At 38.1% G+C, this 14,940-nt stretch carries 16 protein-coding genes, 1 tRNA gene, 1 other RNA gene and 2 pseudogenes; 19 read left to right on the plus strand and 1 reads right to left on the minus strand.

What is annotated here, in order from left to right:
* The 19 genes and pseudogenes from DYE54_RS00005 to DYE54_RS00075 form a co-directional block, all read left to right on the plus strand.
* The coding region (locus DYE54_RS00005) for a sigma-70 family RNA polymerase sigma factor (protein ID WP_147285254.1) at positions 1–557 on the plus strand (557 nt) is incomplete at its 5' end.
* Between the two features lie 66 nt (positions 558–623).
* Positions 624–698 (plus strand) — tRNA-Ile (locus tag DYE54_RS00010).
* 219 nt (positions 699–917) lie between these two features.
* Positions 918–1,640 (plus strand): annotated as a pseudogene (locus DYE54_RS00015) (tRNA (adenine(22)-N(1))-methyltransferase).
* Positions 1,640–1,834, plus strand: coding sequence for a hypothetical protein (locus DYE54_RS00020; RefSeq protein WP_115309311.1), 195 nt, complete (start codon positions 1,640–1,642; stop codon positions 1,832–1,834). Before DYE54_RS00015 ends, DYE54_RS00020 begins: the two are co-directional and overlap by 1 nt.
* 10 nt (positions 1,835–1,844) lie before the next feature.
* Positions 1,845–2,153 (plus strand): annotated as a pseudogene (locus DYE54_RS10425) (Nif3-like dinuclear metal center hexameric protein).
* Positions 2,154–2,241: 88 nt separating this feature from the next.
* A complete protein-coding gene (locus DYE54_RS10295; protein WP_245935665.1) occupies positions 2,242–2,511 on the plus strand; it encodes a hypothetical protein in 270 nt (89 codons plus the stop codon).
* On the plus strand, positions 2,486–2,713 hold the full coding sequence (locus tag DYE54_RS10300; protein WP_245935666.1) for a Nif3-like dinuclear metal center hexameric protein: 228 nt from the start codon (positions 2,486–2,488) through the stop codon (positions 2,711–2,713). The genes DYE54_RS10295 and DYE54_RS10300 overlap by 26 nt, the downstream gene beginning before the upstream one ends.
* 17 nt (positions 2,714–2,730) lie before the next feature.
* Positions 2,731–2,877 (plus strand): hypothetical protein, encoded by a 147-nt coding sequence (locus DYE54_RS10305; RefSeq protein WP_245935667.1) that lies wholly within the window; start codon positions 2,731–2,733, stop codon positions 2,875–2,877.
* An 87-nt stretch (positions 2,878–2,964) separates the two neighbouring features.
* An RNA gene (gene rnpB, locus DYE54_RS00030) (RNase P RNA component class A) lies at positions 2,965–3,314 on the plus strand.
* A 137-nt stretch (positions 3,315–3,451) separates the two neighbouring features.
* Complete coding sequence (locus tag DYE54_RS00035) at positions 3,452–3,655, plus strand: thioredoxin domain-containing protein (protein ID WP_115309312.1); 204 nt, start codon at positions 3,452–3,454, stop codon at positions 3,653–3,655.
* Positions 3,652–3,777: a thioredoxin family protein gene (locus DYE54_RS10225; protein ID WP_218564741.1), complete on the plus strand. Its 126-nt coding sequence runs from the start codon at positions 3,652–3,654 to the stop codon at positions 3,775–3,777. Before DYE54_RS00035 ends, DYE54_RS10225 begins: the two co-directional genes overlap by 4 nt.
* A gap of 167 nt (positions 3,778–3,944) precedes the next feature.
* Entirely contained in the window at positions 3,945–5,096 is a 1,152-nt protein-coding gene (locus DYE54_RS00040) for a hydrogenase small subunit (RefSeq protein WP_115309313.1), read from the plus strand.
* Entirely contained in the window at positions 5,096–6,997 is a 1,902-nt protein-coding gene (locus DYE54_RS00045; RefSeq protein ID WP_115309314.1) for a nickel-dependent hydrogenase large subunit, read from the plus strand. Before DYE54_RS00040 ends, DYE54_RS00045 begins: the two co-directional genes overlap by 1 nt.
* 14 nt (positions 6,998–7,011) lie before the next feature.
* Complete coding sequence (cybH, locus tag DYE54_RS00050) at positions 7,012–7,725, plus strand: Ni/Fe-hydrogenase, b-type cytochrome subunit (protein WP_115309315.1); 714 nt, start codon at positions 7,012–7,014, stop codon at positions 7,723–7,725.
* Positions 7,709–8,215 (plus strand): HyaD/HybD family hydrogenase maturation endopeptidase, encoded by a 507-nt coding sequence (locus DYE54_RS00055; protein ID WP_115309316.1) that lies wholly within the window; start codon positions 7,709–7,711, stop codon positions 8,213–8,215. Before cybH ends, DYE54_RS00055 begins: the two co-directional genes overlap by 17 nt.
* Positions 8,212–8,589, plus strand: coding sequence for a hydrogenase expression/formation C-terminal domain-containing protein (locus DYE54_RS00060; RefSeq protein WP_115309317.1), 378 nt, complete (start codon positions 8,212–8,214; stop codon positions 8,587–8,589). Before DYE54_RS00055 ends, DYE54_RS00060 begins: the two co-directional genes overlap by 4 nt.
* Before the next feature lie 617 nt (positions 8,590–9,206).
* Positions 9,207–10,499 (plus strand): S-layer homology domain-containing protein, encoded by a 1,293-nt coding sequence (locus tag DYE54_RS00065; RefSeq protein ID WP_115309318.1) that lies wholly within the window; start codon positions 9,207–9,209, stop codon positions 10,497–10,499.
* Positions 10,500–10,875: 376 nt separating this feature from the next.
* Positions 10,876–12,186 carry an S-layer homology domain-containing protein gene (locus DYE54_RS00070; RefSeq protein WP_115309319.1) on the plus strand — a complete coding sequence of 437 codons (1,311 nt, stop codon included), beginning with the start codon at positions 10,876–10,878 and terminating at the stop codon, positions 12,184–12,186.
* A gap of 387 nt (positions 12,187–12,573) precedes the next feature.
* Positions 12,574–13,686: an IS1249 family transposase gene (locus tag DYE54_RS00075; RefSeq protein ID WP_115309320.1), complete on the plus strand. Its 1,113-nt coding sequence runs from the start codon at positions 12,574–12,576 to the stop codon at positions 13,684–13,686.
* On the opposite strand, the gene DYE54_RS00080 is transcribed toward DYE54_RS00075, so the two are convergent.
* Entirely contained in the window at positions 13,683–14,921 is a 1,239-nt protein-coding gene (locus DYE54_RS00080) for an ISL3 family transposase (RefSeq protein ID WP_115309321.1), read from the minus strand. The two genes, DYE54_RS00075 and DYE54_RS00080, sit on opposite strands and share 4 nt — an antisense overlap.
* Positions 14,922–14,940: the final 19 nt, after the last annotated feature.

The following is a 14,940-nucleotide window of genomic DNA, read 5'->3' on the forward strand; positions in this document are numbered from 1 at the left end:
TTTCTACTTATGCAACTTGGTGGATTCGTCAGGCTATTACACGGGCTATTGCCGACCAAGCGCGCACAATTCGTATTCCAGTTCATATGGTAGAAACAATTAATAAATTGATTCGTATTTCACGTCAATTATTACAAGATAAAGGCCGTGAACCATTGCCAGAAGAAATTGCAGAAGGTATGGGCATCAGTGTAGAGCGTGTTCGTGAAATTCAAAAAATTGCACAAGAACCAGTGTCTTTAGAAACACCTATTGGTGAAGAAGAAGACTCTCATTTGGACGATTTTATTGAAGACCAAGATGCTATTGCGCCAGATGATGCTGCTAGTTATATCTTGTTAAAAGAGCAAATTGAAGATGTATTCTCTTGCTTGACGGAACGAGAACAGCAAGTTTTAGTGTTGCGCTTTGGTTTAAAAGATGGCAAACCACGGACATTAGAAGAGGTGGGTCAGCATTTTAATGTTACCCGTGAACGTATTCGTCAGATCGAAGGTAAGGCATTGACTAAACTTCGTAATCGAGGTAAACGAGATAAAATTAAAGACTTCTTATAATTTCATTGACGGCAATAAGTTATTTTGTGTATAATAATTTGGTGGAGTACTACGGTATTTCCCTATGGGCCTATAGCTCAGGGGTAGAGCAACCGGCTCATAACCGGTCGGTCCCTGGTTCGAACCCAGGTGGGCCCACCAACTTTTGTAAAAATAAACCGCTTATACAACGTGATAGTTGTATAAGCGGTTTTTAGTTATGGTAAAATAAATATGTGATAAAAAGGTCCAATATGTTCAGTAAATATTTTAACGTATTTATTGTTCTTAAGGATATACTAATATTTAAGAGTAGTTTTATGTTACATAGTGTCATGCTATGTAGTGTTATGTTACATAGTGTTATATAAAGGAGTCATTGTGACAATAAAAAAGCTAACGAACCGTTTAGAAGCGGTATTTACACTAATACCTAAAGCAATAGCTATTGCCGATATTGGTACAGATCATGTTATTTAGCGGTTGAATTAATACAACGTGGTCGTGCTGATCGAGTGGTAGCGGGTGATGTGCACAAGGGGCCATTGGAGTCCGCTAAAGCATATGTAAAATCTAATGGACTGGAAGATCGAATTGATTGTCGTTTGGGCGACGGTTTGCAGGTTACTGAGTCTGGTGAATTGCAAGGAGCCGTACTTTGTGGCATGGGGTTTTCTCATGCGGGATATTATTGAAGCAGGCCCTGAACTATTAGATTTTTATGTATTACAGCCTCAAAATGGGCAAGCTGAATTGCGACAATTTTTAGTGAAAAAAGAGTATAAAATTGTAAAAGAAATTTTGGTAGAAGATATGGGCAAACTATATCAAGCACTATTAGCTGTTAAAATCGAACGATTACCTGAATATGTAAGTGACATAACCTTAAGTATGCAAGATGTATATGAAAAGTTACCATTAGATTCCTTACTTTGGTCAGTGGGCGCTTTATTAGCACAGGAACGCCCGCCATTATGGAGTAAGTATATAGAGCGACTTATTTATTTACGTCAGATTGCTTTAGATAATATGTCGAAAGAATTAGCAAATACAGAAAAGTATAAACTGTTGGAAAAAGAGATTGCAGAATTGGAGGTATTATGATGAATGAGATATTTGATGAAACGAATGAGCAAATTGTCATAGCAAAAGAACAAACAGATAATAAAAAACAAACAGTTGTAGCAAAAGAATCGTTAACTACAGTAAAAGAAGGGGGCGCCACAGTTAGCGTAAAGCAAATCGGTCACATTGTAGAGGCTTTGGCCACCTACGCATTTAGCAGAATCTTGGGATAATGTAGGTCTTATGGTGGGACAACAACAGACCGAAGTGACAGGAATTTTAACAGCCCTTGATGTAACGGATGAAAGTTGTGGAGGAAGCTATCGCTAAAGGCTGTAATTTAATTGTCCAGTCATCATCCGCTAATTTTAAAGGTCTAAAACAAGTAACGGATGATACCGCATTAGGGCGTTTAGTTATAAATTAATTAGTCATAAGATAGCTGTTTATAGTGCGCATACGAACTTAGATATTGCTTCTGGTGGACTAAATGATTTAGCAGCGGCTCAAATTGGGCTAGGGCAAGTAACAGGCCTTGAAAAAAGTCCATGAAGAAGGGCTGTATAAAATTGTTGTTTTGTACCCACTACGCACACGGACGCTGTATTAAACGCTATGGGCGATGCAGGGGCTGGACATATTGGTAATTATAGTCACTGTACATTTCACAGTGAAGGAACTGGCACATTTTTTACCTTTAGAAGGAACACATCCATATATTGGGGCTGTTGGTGAAATTACAAAAGTAGCCGAAAATCGGTTGGAAACGATTGTTCCTAAAGCTCAATTAGCTACTGTCCTTGACGCAATGAAAGAAGCTCATCCATATGAGGAAGTGGCCTATGAAGTATATCGATTAGCTGAGCCAGCACAGGTGGCAACAATTGGGGCGCCTTGGTGTATTAGCTGATACTTTAAGCTGGGAAGCCTTTGTAGAATTAATAAAAGCTGCTTTTCCGCAAGGTCGTGCACGTTTTGGTGGCGCTAAAGTGGCGGCGATTACTAACGTTGCTCTTTGTACTGGCTCTGGTGCTGAATTTATAAAAGCTGCGGCTAAGGCTGGTGCACAGGCTTATGTGACAGGTGATGTGAAATATCATGATATGCAATAGCTAAGGAATTGGGCATTTTGGTGGCTGATGTAGGGCATTTTGGTACGGAAGTAGGGGCGTCCTCTTTACTGGCTGCCCATATTGAAATGAAATTACGAGAACAGAGTATAACAACGATTCCTGTTCATATCAGTGAAACACAAAAAGACTTTTTCTTTGCATAATCGACATCCTTAGATGTGCTATCTGTTCATATTAATTTTGAGAAAAAGATAATGACCTAATATCTTGTATCTGCTAGACTTTAAGTAGCAAGTATGAAAGGTGATTGCGAGCGTAAGTTCGAGGAAAGTCCGAGCTCCGCAGGGCAGGATGCCGGATAACGTCCGGCGTGGGTAACCATAGGGAATAGTGCCACAGAAAAGTAAACCCGCCGCTTTAGCGGTAAGGGTGGAACGGTGTCGGTAAGAGCGCACCAGCAATGCAGTAATGTATTGGCTCGGTAAACCCCATCCGGAGCAAGGCCGAATAGGAAAGGGATAAGGGTGGCCCGCCTACCTTTCGGGTTGTGCCGCTTGAGCCTATAGGCAACTATAGGCCTAGAAAGATAATCACCACTGCGCAAGCAGAACAGAACTCGGCTTATTGATTGCTTGCTTAAAACCGCTCCTTGGGGCGGTTTTATTTTGTCTAGTCATTATCATTTAAAGAAAATGATTGATTTTTGACTAAACATTGTCGCCGTCATCATACAATTAAAAGTATACAAAGAGGATATGGTATAAGGAGGAATTAGTAATGGCAGTAACAAAAATTGAAAGTTTAGAAGCTTTGGAGACCCTGTTAAAAGACTCTTCAAAAGTTGTGGTAGCTGATTTTTGGGCTACCTGGTGCAAACCTTGCGAATTGATGAATCCTGAAATCGAAAAGTTAGCGGAAGATATGAAAGATGATCTTGATGTGGTAACCATTGATGTAGAAGCACTCAAAGACGTAGCTTGAAATACAATATCCAGGGTATTCCGACATTGATTTGCTTTAAAAATGGTAAAGAAAAAGATCGCATTGCTGGGTATAAACCAGCTCCTATTGTAGAAGGGTTGATTCGCTCCATTATAAAATAAAGCGATAAAGTATATAGTTAACTTTCAAGAGTATAGCAAGTTTTTATGATATATTCTATAGAAATTAAAACCGTAACGTGTTATACTATCAATACTATTTAATAAAAGATTTATTTAATGTTTAACAAACGGACAGTAAAGTTATTGCAAGCAAGGGGGGTCCACCTGTGAAAGAAAAGACAAATAGTCTGTGGAAATTGTTCCAGGAACGTAAACTCAGTCGCCGCACATTTATGAAGACCTGTGTGGCTTTGACCGCCATTTTAGGCCTACCACCAACAGTATTGAATAAAGTTGTTGAGGCAGCCGATACGAAAGAGTTGCCAACAGTTATTTGGTTACATGGTCATGAGTGTACAGGTTGTGACGAATCGTTTATTCGTTCTACATCGCCATTTGCATCAGATGTGGTATTGAATATGATTGCTTTAGAATATGATGACACATTGGCTGCAGCAGCGGGGGCTCCTTTTGAAGCACATTTACATAAACTATTGACTGAAAAGAAAGGTCAATATGTATTAGCTGTTGAAGGTGGCGTACCTCTTGATGACAATGGTACCTATTGTATGGTAGGTGGTCGTCCTTTTGTTGATGTGTTAAAAGAATGCGCTGAAGGGGCTGCATTTATCATTGAATATGGTTCCTGTGCGGCTTGGGGCGGTGTACAGGCTGCGAAACCAAACCCTACGAATACTGTGTCAGTTTCGAGTGTCATTTCAGGTAAGAAAATTATTAAAGTACCTGGGTGTCCACCAATCCCAGAAGTTATGACGGGTGTGATTATGCATTATGCATTATTTGGTGAAATTCCACCACTTGATGTGGAAGGACGTCCAAAACAATTCTATGGTAATCGCATTCACGATACTTGTTATCGCCGACCATTTTTTGATTCGGGGCTCTTTGTTGAAAAGTTTGACGATGAAGGGGCTAAAGCTGGTTGGTGTTTATACAAGATGGGTTGCCGCGGTCCAGTTACTTACAATTCATGTGGTAACTTGCGCTGGTGGAACGGTTTATCCTATCCAATTCAATCTGGTTCTGGTTGTATTGGTTGTAGTGAAAAAGGCTTTTGGGATAATGACAACTTCCATCAACGATTACCTCAAGTTCAAGTGGCTAATACCATTACGACGGCTGATACGATTGGTACCATTGCAGGTTTAACTGCGTTTGGTGCTGTAGTAGCCCATGGTGGTGTTACCTTGGCTAAACATAAATATGATACGATTCAATTAGAAAAGAAATATCAAGAAGAGCTTGATGCGCAGAAGGCCGCTAAAGAACAGGCTAAGAATGAAGGAGGTAACCACTAATGAAACGTGTAGTTGTAGATCCGATCACTCGTATTGAAGGTCATTTACGAGTTGAAGTCAATGTTGATGAAGCAACGGGGAAAGTAGAAGACGCGTTATCCAGTGGTACGGCTTGGCGTGGTATTGAGTTAGTAGCAAAAGATCGTGATCCACGAGATGTGTGGGCGTTCGTACAACGTATTTGTGGTGTATGTACATCGACTCATGCATTAGCTTCTTTACGCTCTGTGGAAGATGCATTAAAAATTGAAATTCCTAAGAATGCGAATTATATTCGAAATATTATGCATAGTTGTTTAGATGCTCATGACCATATTGTACATTTCTATCACTTGCATGCGCTTGACTGGGTGAGTCCTGTAGAAGCATTAAAAGCAGATCCTGCTAAGACCGCTGCTTTACAAGAAACCGTACTTAAAACATATAATTTAAGTGGCCTTGAACCAGCTGAAACACAGTCCACTACATCGGCGTATCCAAAAGAATTTCCTAAAGGCAATGCAACGTACTATGCAGCTGTTCAAGGGAAAATTAAAAAGATTGTTGAAAGTGGTCAATTAGGTATTTTTGCTGCACAATGGTGGGACCATCCAGATTATCAATTATTACCGCCAGAAGTTCATTTGATGGGCGTGGCTCATTACTTGAATATTTTGGATAAACAGCGTGATATTGTTACACCACATGTTGTGTTTGGTGGGAAAAATCCACATCCACATTATATTGTTGGTGGTATGCCTTGTTCCATCTCTATGGATGATATGAATGCGCCTGTCAATTCGGCTCGTTTAGCTGTTGTTGATGAATCGATTGCATTAGCGAAAGATTTGGTTAATTACTTCTATCTTCCAGACGTATTGGCGATTGGTCAGATTTATGCAAAAGCAGGTATGGTTGATGGTGGCGGCCTATCTAAGAAACGTGTGCTTGCTTACGGTGATTATCCAGATGAACCATACAGTGGTATTCAAAATGGTGATTATTTCAAAAAATGCTTAGTTCGTGCTAATGGCGTTGTTGAAGATTTTGGTCTTGGCGTAGATAAAGCAAAATTCATTCCACTTGAAGGGGAAGACCTTATGAATCCAGACTTCTTGTCAGAAGAAGTGGAACATTCTTGGTATGAGTATCCTGATGGTAAGAAGACAATTCATCCATCAGAAGGGGTTACGAAACCAAATTATACAGGCCCTAAAACAGGGACTAAAGAACATTGGGAATTCCTTGATGAAACGAAGAAATATTCTTGGATTAAATCACCAACCTTTAAAGGGAATGCTTGTGAAGTAGGTCCTTTGGCTAAGTATATTATTGTATATACAAAAGTAAAACAAGGTATTATTAGTAATCCATCCTGGGCTGAACAGATGATTGTTAAGCAGATTGATACAGTATCTTCTGTTTTAGGTGTACCTGCTCATGTATGGATGTGTAGTACCGTAGGTCGTACGGCTTGTCGTTGTTTAGATGCACAAGTAGCTGTTAATATGAGTCAATATTTCTTTAATAAATTAGTGACGAATATTAAAGGCGGCGATACAGCTGTAGCGAATACAAAAAACTTTGACCCTAATACATGGCCAAAAGAAGCAAAAGGGGTTGGCTTAGTCGATGCGCCTCGTGGTGGTTTAGGTCACTGGTGTGATATTAAAGATGGTAAAACAAGCAATTACCAGTGTATTGTACCAACAACTTGGAATGCATGTCCTAAGACAATTGCTAATGAACATGGGGCCTACGAATCCAATATGATGGATACGAAAGTTAAAATCGCCGACAAACCACTTGAAATTTTGAAAGGGATTCATTCCTTTGACCCTTGCTTAGCTTGTGCAACGCACTTGTATAACAAGAAGGGTGAAAAAATCATCTCCGTTAATACAGATGCTATGTGCAAATAATAGGGGGGATTTAGATGTTTGAACAACCGGACAAAAAGCCGTATCGCGTATTTAGTCTGTGGTTGCGTATATTCCATTGGACGATGGTACTGTGCGTAACTTTCCTATTCTGGACAGGTCTATATATTGGTGATCCAGGGTTTAGTATGTTTGTAGGTCGTGAACCGGCAGAAGCTATTAACAGCTGGTTTTCTATGGAAATGATTCGCCGTGTTCATTTTGGTTTTGCGTTTATTTTGATTTTTGCGTTTGTGTTCCGTATTTACGGCGCCATTCGCTATCGTGGTGATCGTTTGTTACCAAAATTCCGTAGCCGTTTATATTGGGATGGTCTTAAACAAACGACGTTACATTATTTGATGTTGCCACGTCAGGAAGAACATCGAGTGCTACGTAACTCGTTAGCGCGTACAAGCTACTTGCTAGTGTATATTATGATGTTCCTTGAAATTTGTACTGGTCTTGCGATGTATTCGCAGATTAATCCAAATAGTTGGTTGGCCATTGTGTTTAATCCAATTAATTTGATGTTTAACGAATATGATATTCATATGGTACATCACTATATTGCGTGGTTCTTCTTGCTCTTTACTGTAGCTCATGTATACTTGGCATTCCGTGAAGATGTTATGGAAGAATCTGGCGAAGTGTCTAGTATGGTATCTGGTATGAAATTCTATCCAGAAGACCCAGAAGATATTGAGGATTTATATGGTAAACGACAGTAATATTACGCTCTTAGGCGTAGGTAATATATTACTCACTGATGAAGGTTTAGGTGTTCACGTAGTGCGTCAAATGGAAGAAGAATATTCTTTTTCCCCTGAAATTAATATCGTTGATGGTGGCACTATGGGCATGGAATTATTAAGCTATATGCGAGGTATGACTAAACTGTTGTTGGTAGATGCTGTAAATGGTGGTGAAACACCAGGCACGGTTTATGAATTTCCACACCAACAGACAGAAGATTATTTTACCGGTAATATTTCAGTTCATGAAGTAGGGATGCAGGATATTTTACGCATTCGTGCCTTACAAGAAAAACCTCTTGAAGATGCGACAGTAATCGGTGTAGAACCTGAAAGTCTAGACATTGGGTTAATGCCAACTGAAACAGTACAAGCCGCTTTGCCGGAGGTAAAACAACGTATTATTCGGCAATTAGAAACTTGGGGAATTGAGGTAACTGAGATAACAGAGGTAACAGAGCGATGATAGAGCATTATGGCAATGTACAGGCCATTTTAAAAGAACTTCAATTAGCGTTAAAGCGTCTGCGTGAAACGGGTGAAACTCACACCATTTATATTGAAAAGACGGGTTTAACGATGGAGGAACAAGTGGAGGTCATGGAAACTTTAGGTCGTGGCTCCATTACGATTAATTTTACAGAGACCGATCAACCTGTTGAATGGTATGAAACGCAATTTTCTGGTATATGGTTAGGCACATTCCGCAATGCGCGGGATGAAGCTATTGTATATACCGTAGAAGTTGGTCGTTATCCAAGTCTTTGTGGTGCGTTTGATGAAGATATTGAAACGGCTGAAGACGAATTACAAACTTGGATTGATGCGGCAGGGCTATAGCTTGAGGCTGTAACAGATTGTAGAATGATATTCTATGAGTTTGTTGCAGCCTTTTTTGTATGTATAAGAGCTTATTTACTTAAAGTAATCATAATTTTATAAAAATAAGAGCATTAATATAAGTGTTGTATGAAGAAAAATAGGGAGTTAACCGATATACCATTGCTTTTATTCATGAAGTTATCACCTAAAATGGCTTTTTTACATGAAAAACTCATGTTTGAAATTGAGTTTTCTAATGGTTGAAAAACTGAAAACTATGATTTAGTTTTCGGTTTTGAGTGAAAATAAAAATCAAAAAGAGGTTGTATGCCCTATAAATACAAAGTTTCTAAGATGTTTAGGATTACTAATAAATAATTACAGTTAATTTAGGGAATATATGGGTTAAATGAAGTTTTGGTACTTTCATTTTGAGTTTAGTTTTCATTGGTAAGATGTGTCCATAGGTTAGTTCAGACAACGAAACAACTAAGACAAAAGAAGCAATAACAATACATTGCGAGGAAACTTGGACACTCCAATTTAAATTATTATTCTTTAATTAGTCTGTTTCAGAATCTAAACAAATCTAATATTTTAGAAAATTGTTTTTATTCCGAAAGGGGCAATTAATTATGAAAAAACGTTTTGCAGCCGTATTCGCAGCAACTGCTGTACTTGGTGTAACTACTGCTTTCGCAGCTAATCCATTCTCTGATGTAACTCCTAATGATTGGGCATACCAAAGTGTAGCGCAATTAGCACAAGCTGGTGTAATCAATGGTTACCCAGATGGCACTTTCAAAGGCCAGAACAACATCACTCGTTACGAAATGGCTCAAATGGTAGCTAAAGCTATGGCGAATGAATCTCGTGCTAATGCAGAACAACAAGCTATGATTAACCGTTTGGCTAATGAATTCTCTGAAGAATTAAATAACTTAGGTGTTCGCGTTGCTGACTTAGAAAACAAAGTAGGTAATGTAAAAGTAACTGGTGACGCTCGTCTTCGTTATGAAGGTTCCGATACAAAAGGAATGATTAGCTCTGAAAATAAAGATAAAAAATCTTTATTCGATATGCGTGGCCGTGTACAATTCAATGCTAACGTAAATGACAATACATCCGCTGTTATCCGTGTAACAAGTGGTGATATGGAATTTGGCGATGCTAAAAACTCTGCTGATGTAGAATTTGATCGCGTATATGTAGCTCATAAATTTGGTAAAGATACAACCGCTGTAGCTGGTCGTTTCGGTGCTGTAGTTGGTAATGGTTTAGTATACGATGATACATTCGATGGTGCTGGCCTTACTTATGACAACGGTAACTTCTCCGCAACTGCTGCTTATGGTTCCTTCATGGAAGGCGGCTTATTTGATAATGCAGACAATAGCCGTAAATATGCTACTGGGTATAATTTTACTGATGAAACTGCTGATAGCAACCCAACTGTTACTATCTTACAGGCAAAAGGTAAACTTGGTGAACATGCAACCTTAGGTGGTTTCTATACCTTTGGGAATAAGAACTTTGATAATGACATCTACGGTGGTTCCTTAGACCTTAACTTTGATAAAGTTTGGATCGGTGGTGAATATGCAACATTCGCTGATGAAGATGGTGTTGTAAAATCTGATGATAAAGATGCATGGGTAGCTGGTATTGGTTATGGTGACTATGATATTGCTAAACAAGGTACTTGGGGTGTTAAAGTTCAATACTTTGATGAAGGTAAATACTCTCCAGTAGTAAGCTCCACTTGGAATCAGCCATACAACAGCGATTACAAAGCTTGGATGGCTAGCGTTGATTACGCATTAGCTGATAATGTAGGTCTTTCTGGTTACTATACATTTAATGCAGAAGACCAAAGCGGTAATGAATTAGGTGATTACTACCGTGCAGAATTAAACTACAAATTCTAATAGAAAAAAATAGATAAATTATCGAATAGTTAGATTATGTTGAAAAATATTTTTATAAAAATATTTGAGAAAGTAATGTAACTTAAAATTCAAAAAAGACAGTTAACTTAAGGGTTAACTGTCTTTTTATTTATTGAGAATAAAACTGATATAGGGCAGTTGAGTTTTTCAAAAGCTTTACAAAGTGAATTTTGTGTGATACTATAGCTGTAGATTCAGTGAAGTACCAAAAGTTGTTGACTGAGAAACGTAAGTCACTTGTGAGGAAACATGGACACTCCATTTAAGATTACGGAGTATTGGAAAATAACGAGTAGGGACTAAACAGAATCATTGTATATTATTTTTCTGTTTTTTACCGAAAGGGGTAATTACAATGAAAAAACGTTTTGCAGCCGTATTTGCAGCAACAGCTGTACTTGGCGTAACAACTGCATTCGCAGCTAACCCATTCTCCGATGTAACTCCTAACGATTGGGCATACCAGAGCGTAGCTCAATTAGCAGCAGCTGGTGTAATCAACGGTTACCCAGATGGCACTTTCAAAGGCCAGAACAACATCACTCGTTACGAAATGGCTCAAATGGTAGCTAAAGCTATGGCTAACGAAGCTCGTGCAAACGCTGAACAACAAGCTTTGATTAACCGTTTAGCTGACGAATTCTCCAGCGAATTAAACAACTTGGGCGTTCGTGTTGCTACTTTGGAAAACAAAGTTGGTAATGTAAAAGTTACTGGTGATGCTCGTCTTCGTTATAAAGGCTTTGAAGAGAAAGGTAACTTTGAAGATAATAAAGACAATTCTCGCTACAATAAAAAATCTCAGTTTGATTACCGTGGCCGTGTACAATTCAATGCAACTGTAAATGAAAATACTTCTGCAGTTGTTCGTATTTCTACAGGCGATACTGAATTTGGTGATTCTCAAGATACTGATGTGACATTTGATCGTGTATATGTGGCACATCAATTTGGCGAAGATACTACTGGTGTAGTTGGCCGTTTTGGTGCAGTTGTTGGTAATGGTTTAATCTATGATGACGCTTTTGATGGTGCTGCTTTAGCATACGATAATGGTAACTTCCAAGCATTAGCAGGCTATGGTTCTTTCGTTAAAGGCGCTTTTAAATCTCTAAAAGATATTAATAAAGATGGCTATACTAATGCAGATGACAACTTAAAAGTAACTTTACTTCAAGCTAAAGGGAAACTTGGTGAACATGTTACTTTAGGCGGTTTCTATGCATTCACTAATGATAATGGTGAGCTTTATAGCAATGAATTAAAATTAAAAGATGATGCTGATATCTATGGTGGTTCCTTAGATCTTAACTTTGATAAAGTTTGGATTGGTGGCGAATATGCTACATTCTCTGAAGATGCAGCTAATAAAGATTATGGTAATGATGCTTGGGTAGCTGGTATTGGCTTTGGTAATTATAACATCAAAGAACAAGGTACTTGGGGCGTTAAAGTTCAATACTTTGATCTTGCAGAAGTTTCCCCTGTATTTAGCTCTACTTGGAATCAACCATATGATAACGATTATAAAACATGGATGGCTACAGTAGATTATGCACTAGCTAATAACGTTGGCTTATCTGCATACTGGGCATTCAATGGTGAAGAACAAGATGGTACTGATGTAGGTGACTTCTATCGTGCAGAATTAAACTACAAATTCTAATTTTATAAATTAGTGAACAGTTTAATCTAATTTAATACTAAAAGGCAATTCTGTTTTAACAGGATTGCCTTTTTAAAATTTCTTTATTAAATGTTAGGGTTATAGGACAAAATGGGGCTCTTTGTCAAATTTTGGCTCTTTGTCAAATTTTGGGGCGCTAAAGAGATTATGCACTCTTGGAAAGGACATGCAAGGCTTATAGGACAAAAAGTGTGTGTGAAAACCACTATAACATCAGTAACCATCTGTGTTTATAGCGGTTTAATCTTTTTCTTCCGAACTTTGAGGGTGGACAAAAGTGTGTGTAAAATGTGCTATAAACCCTTGCCAGAACTGGGCTAACTATCATTTAATCTTCTTAAAATACGAGTTTTTGAGGAGAAGATTATGAGAATAGCAAAATGTCCTAATTGTGGAAGAAAATCTATAAAACACGGTATATTGAAATCAGGTTCGCAAAGATGGTTTTGTAAAGGGTGCAAAGTAGCATTTACTTTACAAATAGATACTCAGGCAAAGTCATTTAAAAGTTTTTTAAATTGGTTATTTAGTAAAGAAGTCCAAAAGGATATGCTTGGTCAAGGACATACTTTTAGGCGCTCTACAAAGCGGTTTTGGAGTCTTTGGCCACTTCCTCCAAAGATTGATGAACCTAGAGATGTTGTGTATGTTGATGGGATTTACCTTTCAAGAAAACTCTGTGTTTTAATCTGTTGTGATGATATGCATGTATTAGGGTGGTATGTGTGTAGAACTGAAAATTCTAGAGCTTGGACTTGCTTAATAGAACGGATTGCTGAACCAAAGGTAGTCATATCTGATGGTGGTCCAGGGTTTGCAAAAGCACTTAAGAGCGTGTGGCCTTTGGCAAGTCATCAGAGATGTTTATTTCATGCTTTTTGCCAAGTTAGACGATATACAACAAGTCGCCCTAAGACAATGGCGGGTAGAGATTTATATTTGATTGCACGTGAGTTATTTTGGGTGAAAACATCAGAATCTGCTTGTGCATGGATTGAAAAACTAAGAAATTGGAGAACCGTGTATAATACGTTTCTCCAAGAAATGACTACCGATGAAAATGGTAATAAACGCTCTACTCATGAGCGTTTATTAAAAGCTGAAAGTTCCTTATTAAAGCTTGTTAAACAGCATACTTTATTTACTTTTATTGAGATGGCAGATATTTCAGTGCCTACAACTAATAACTACATAGAGGGTGGCGTAAACGCACAATTAAGAGATATGTTAAGATCACATAGAGGATTATCTCTTGAGAGACGATTAAAAGCGGTCTATTGGTGGTGCTATATGCACTCACCTAGACCGCTTTCTATATCTGAAATATTAAAAGTTATGCCCACAGATGAATCTATTTCGCTTATCTATCAACGATTTAATGAACGAAATAAAGTAGATTATTCTATCCCTCAATGGGGTGATGGACTTGCATGGAATGAGCTTCATAAATCTACAGAATTTCCTACTTATTGGGATTAGCCACACACACTTTTTGTCCTATAACCCACATGCAACGTAGTTGTTGCGTGTCCTTTTTCTGTATTAATGAATAAAATCCGGTTACGAAATCGTTCAAAGTTTTGTAGACCAAACGAACAACGTTTAAGAGCCTTTATTTTGTTGTTATAGCCTTCTGTAAAGCCATTTGAATAGGGTAAAGTTAAGGCATTAATAATTTCATTTCGCCAAAAGTTAAAGGTCTTTAAGAGTGATTGAAATTCAGGTAAATCAGAACTAGCGACTAAGGAGAGCCATTGATCGAGGGCCCATTGTAAATTTGCGTTATCTTTAAATTTTAAAACGCGAGAAAATGCTTGTTTTAGTGAATAGGCACGATGTAATCGTGGCGAATAATGGAACATATCCATAAGCTTGTTAAACTCTTTATCTGTTAATGCTTCAAAGTGTTTAATTAGTATTCGTTTATTGGTTTTAAAGGTACGACTTACATTACATAATGAATTTTGTTCTGACTTACGTACACGTTCTAATGCAAAGGTAACTAGGCGTATTAGGTGGAACCTATCAGCTACAATTTCCGCATGAGGGAACCAAGTTTTCATAACAGCACGAAATTGAAGTGACATATCCATAGTAATGTATTTTACGTTGTTTCGAATGTATCTAGGAAATTGAGCAAAGTATTTAGCTAATTCTGTAGTATCTCGTTTGGGCAAGATATCGAGTATTTTATGAGATTCTGGATCAGTAAGAATGACCTGGTATTTCTGACCCGCTGCATTTCCTTTGAACTCATCAATAGATAATACGGTTGGCAAGTTGCTAGGCCGACTATACTTAATTTCTCTAAAGATTCTGAGTACTTGGTTTATGCTTACATGGCAATGGTTAGCAACAGCTTTGAAGGATGTTATCTCAGAGAGTTGTTGACATATTACTTCACGAAGTCTCGGGGTTGTTCTAAGATAGTGAGTAGAAAACTCTGTTTTTTCATTGAAAGTACGTCCACACGTGCATATATAGCGACGCTGACGATATAAGAGCAGGATTGATTTTTCATTCGCCGTAGTATGCTGAATTTTGCGGTTAGTATAGCCTTTAATTCGTGTAGTTTGTGAATGGCAATTAGGGCATCTATGAGGACGTACGGGACTTTCTACGTAAAGTAAGTATTCTGAGCGGGTTTCACGCATATTTTTAATATATTCTGCTTTAATTCCGAGTAAATTTCCTATATAATTAAGTGTAGACATATTAAGTAAACATCCTTTC

The organism is Veillonella criceti, assembly GCF_900460315.1.
GTDB classification, from domain to species: Bacteria; Bacillota; Negativicutes; order Veillonellales; family Veillonellaceae; genus Veillonella_A; species Veillonella_A criceti.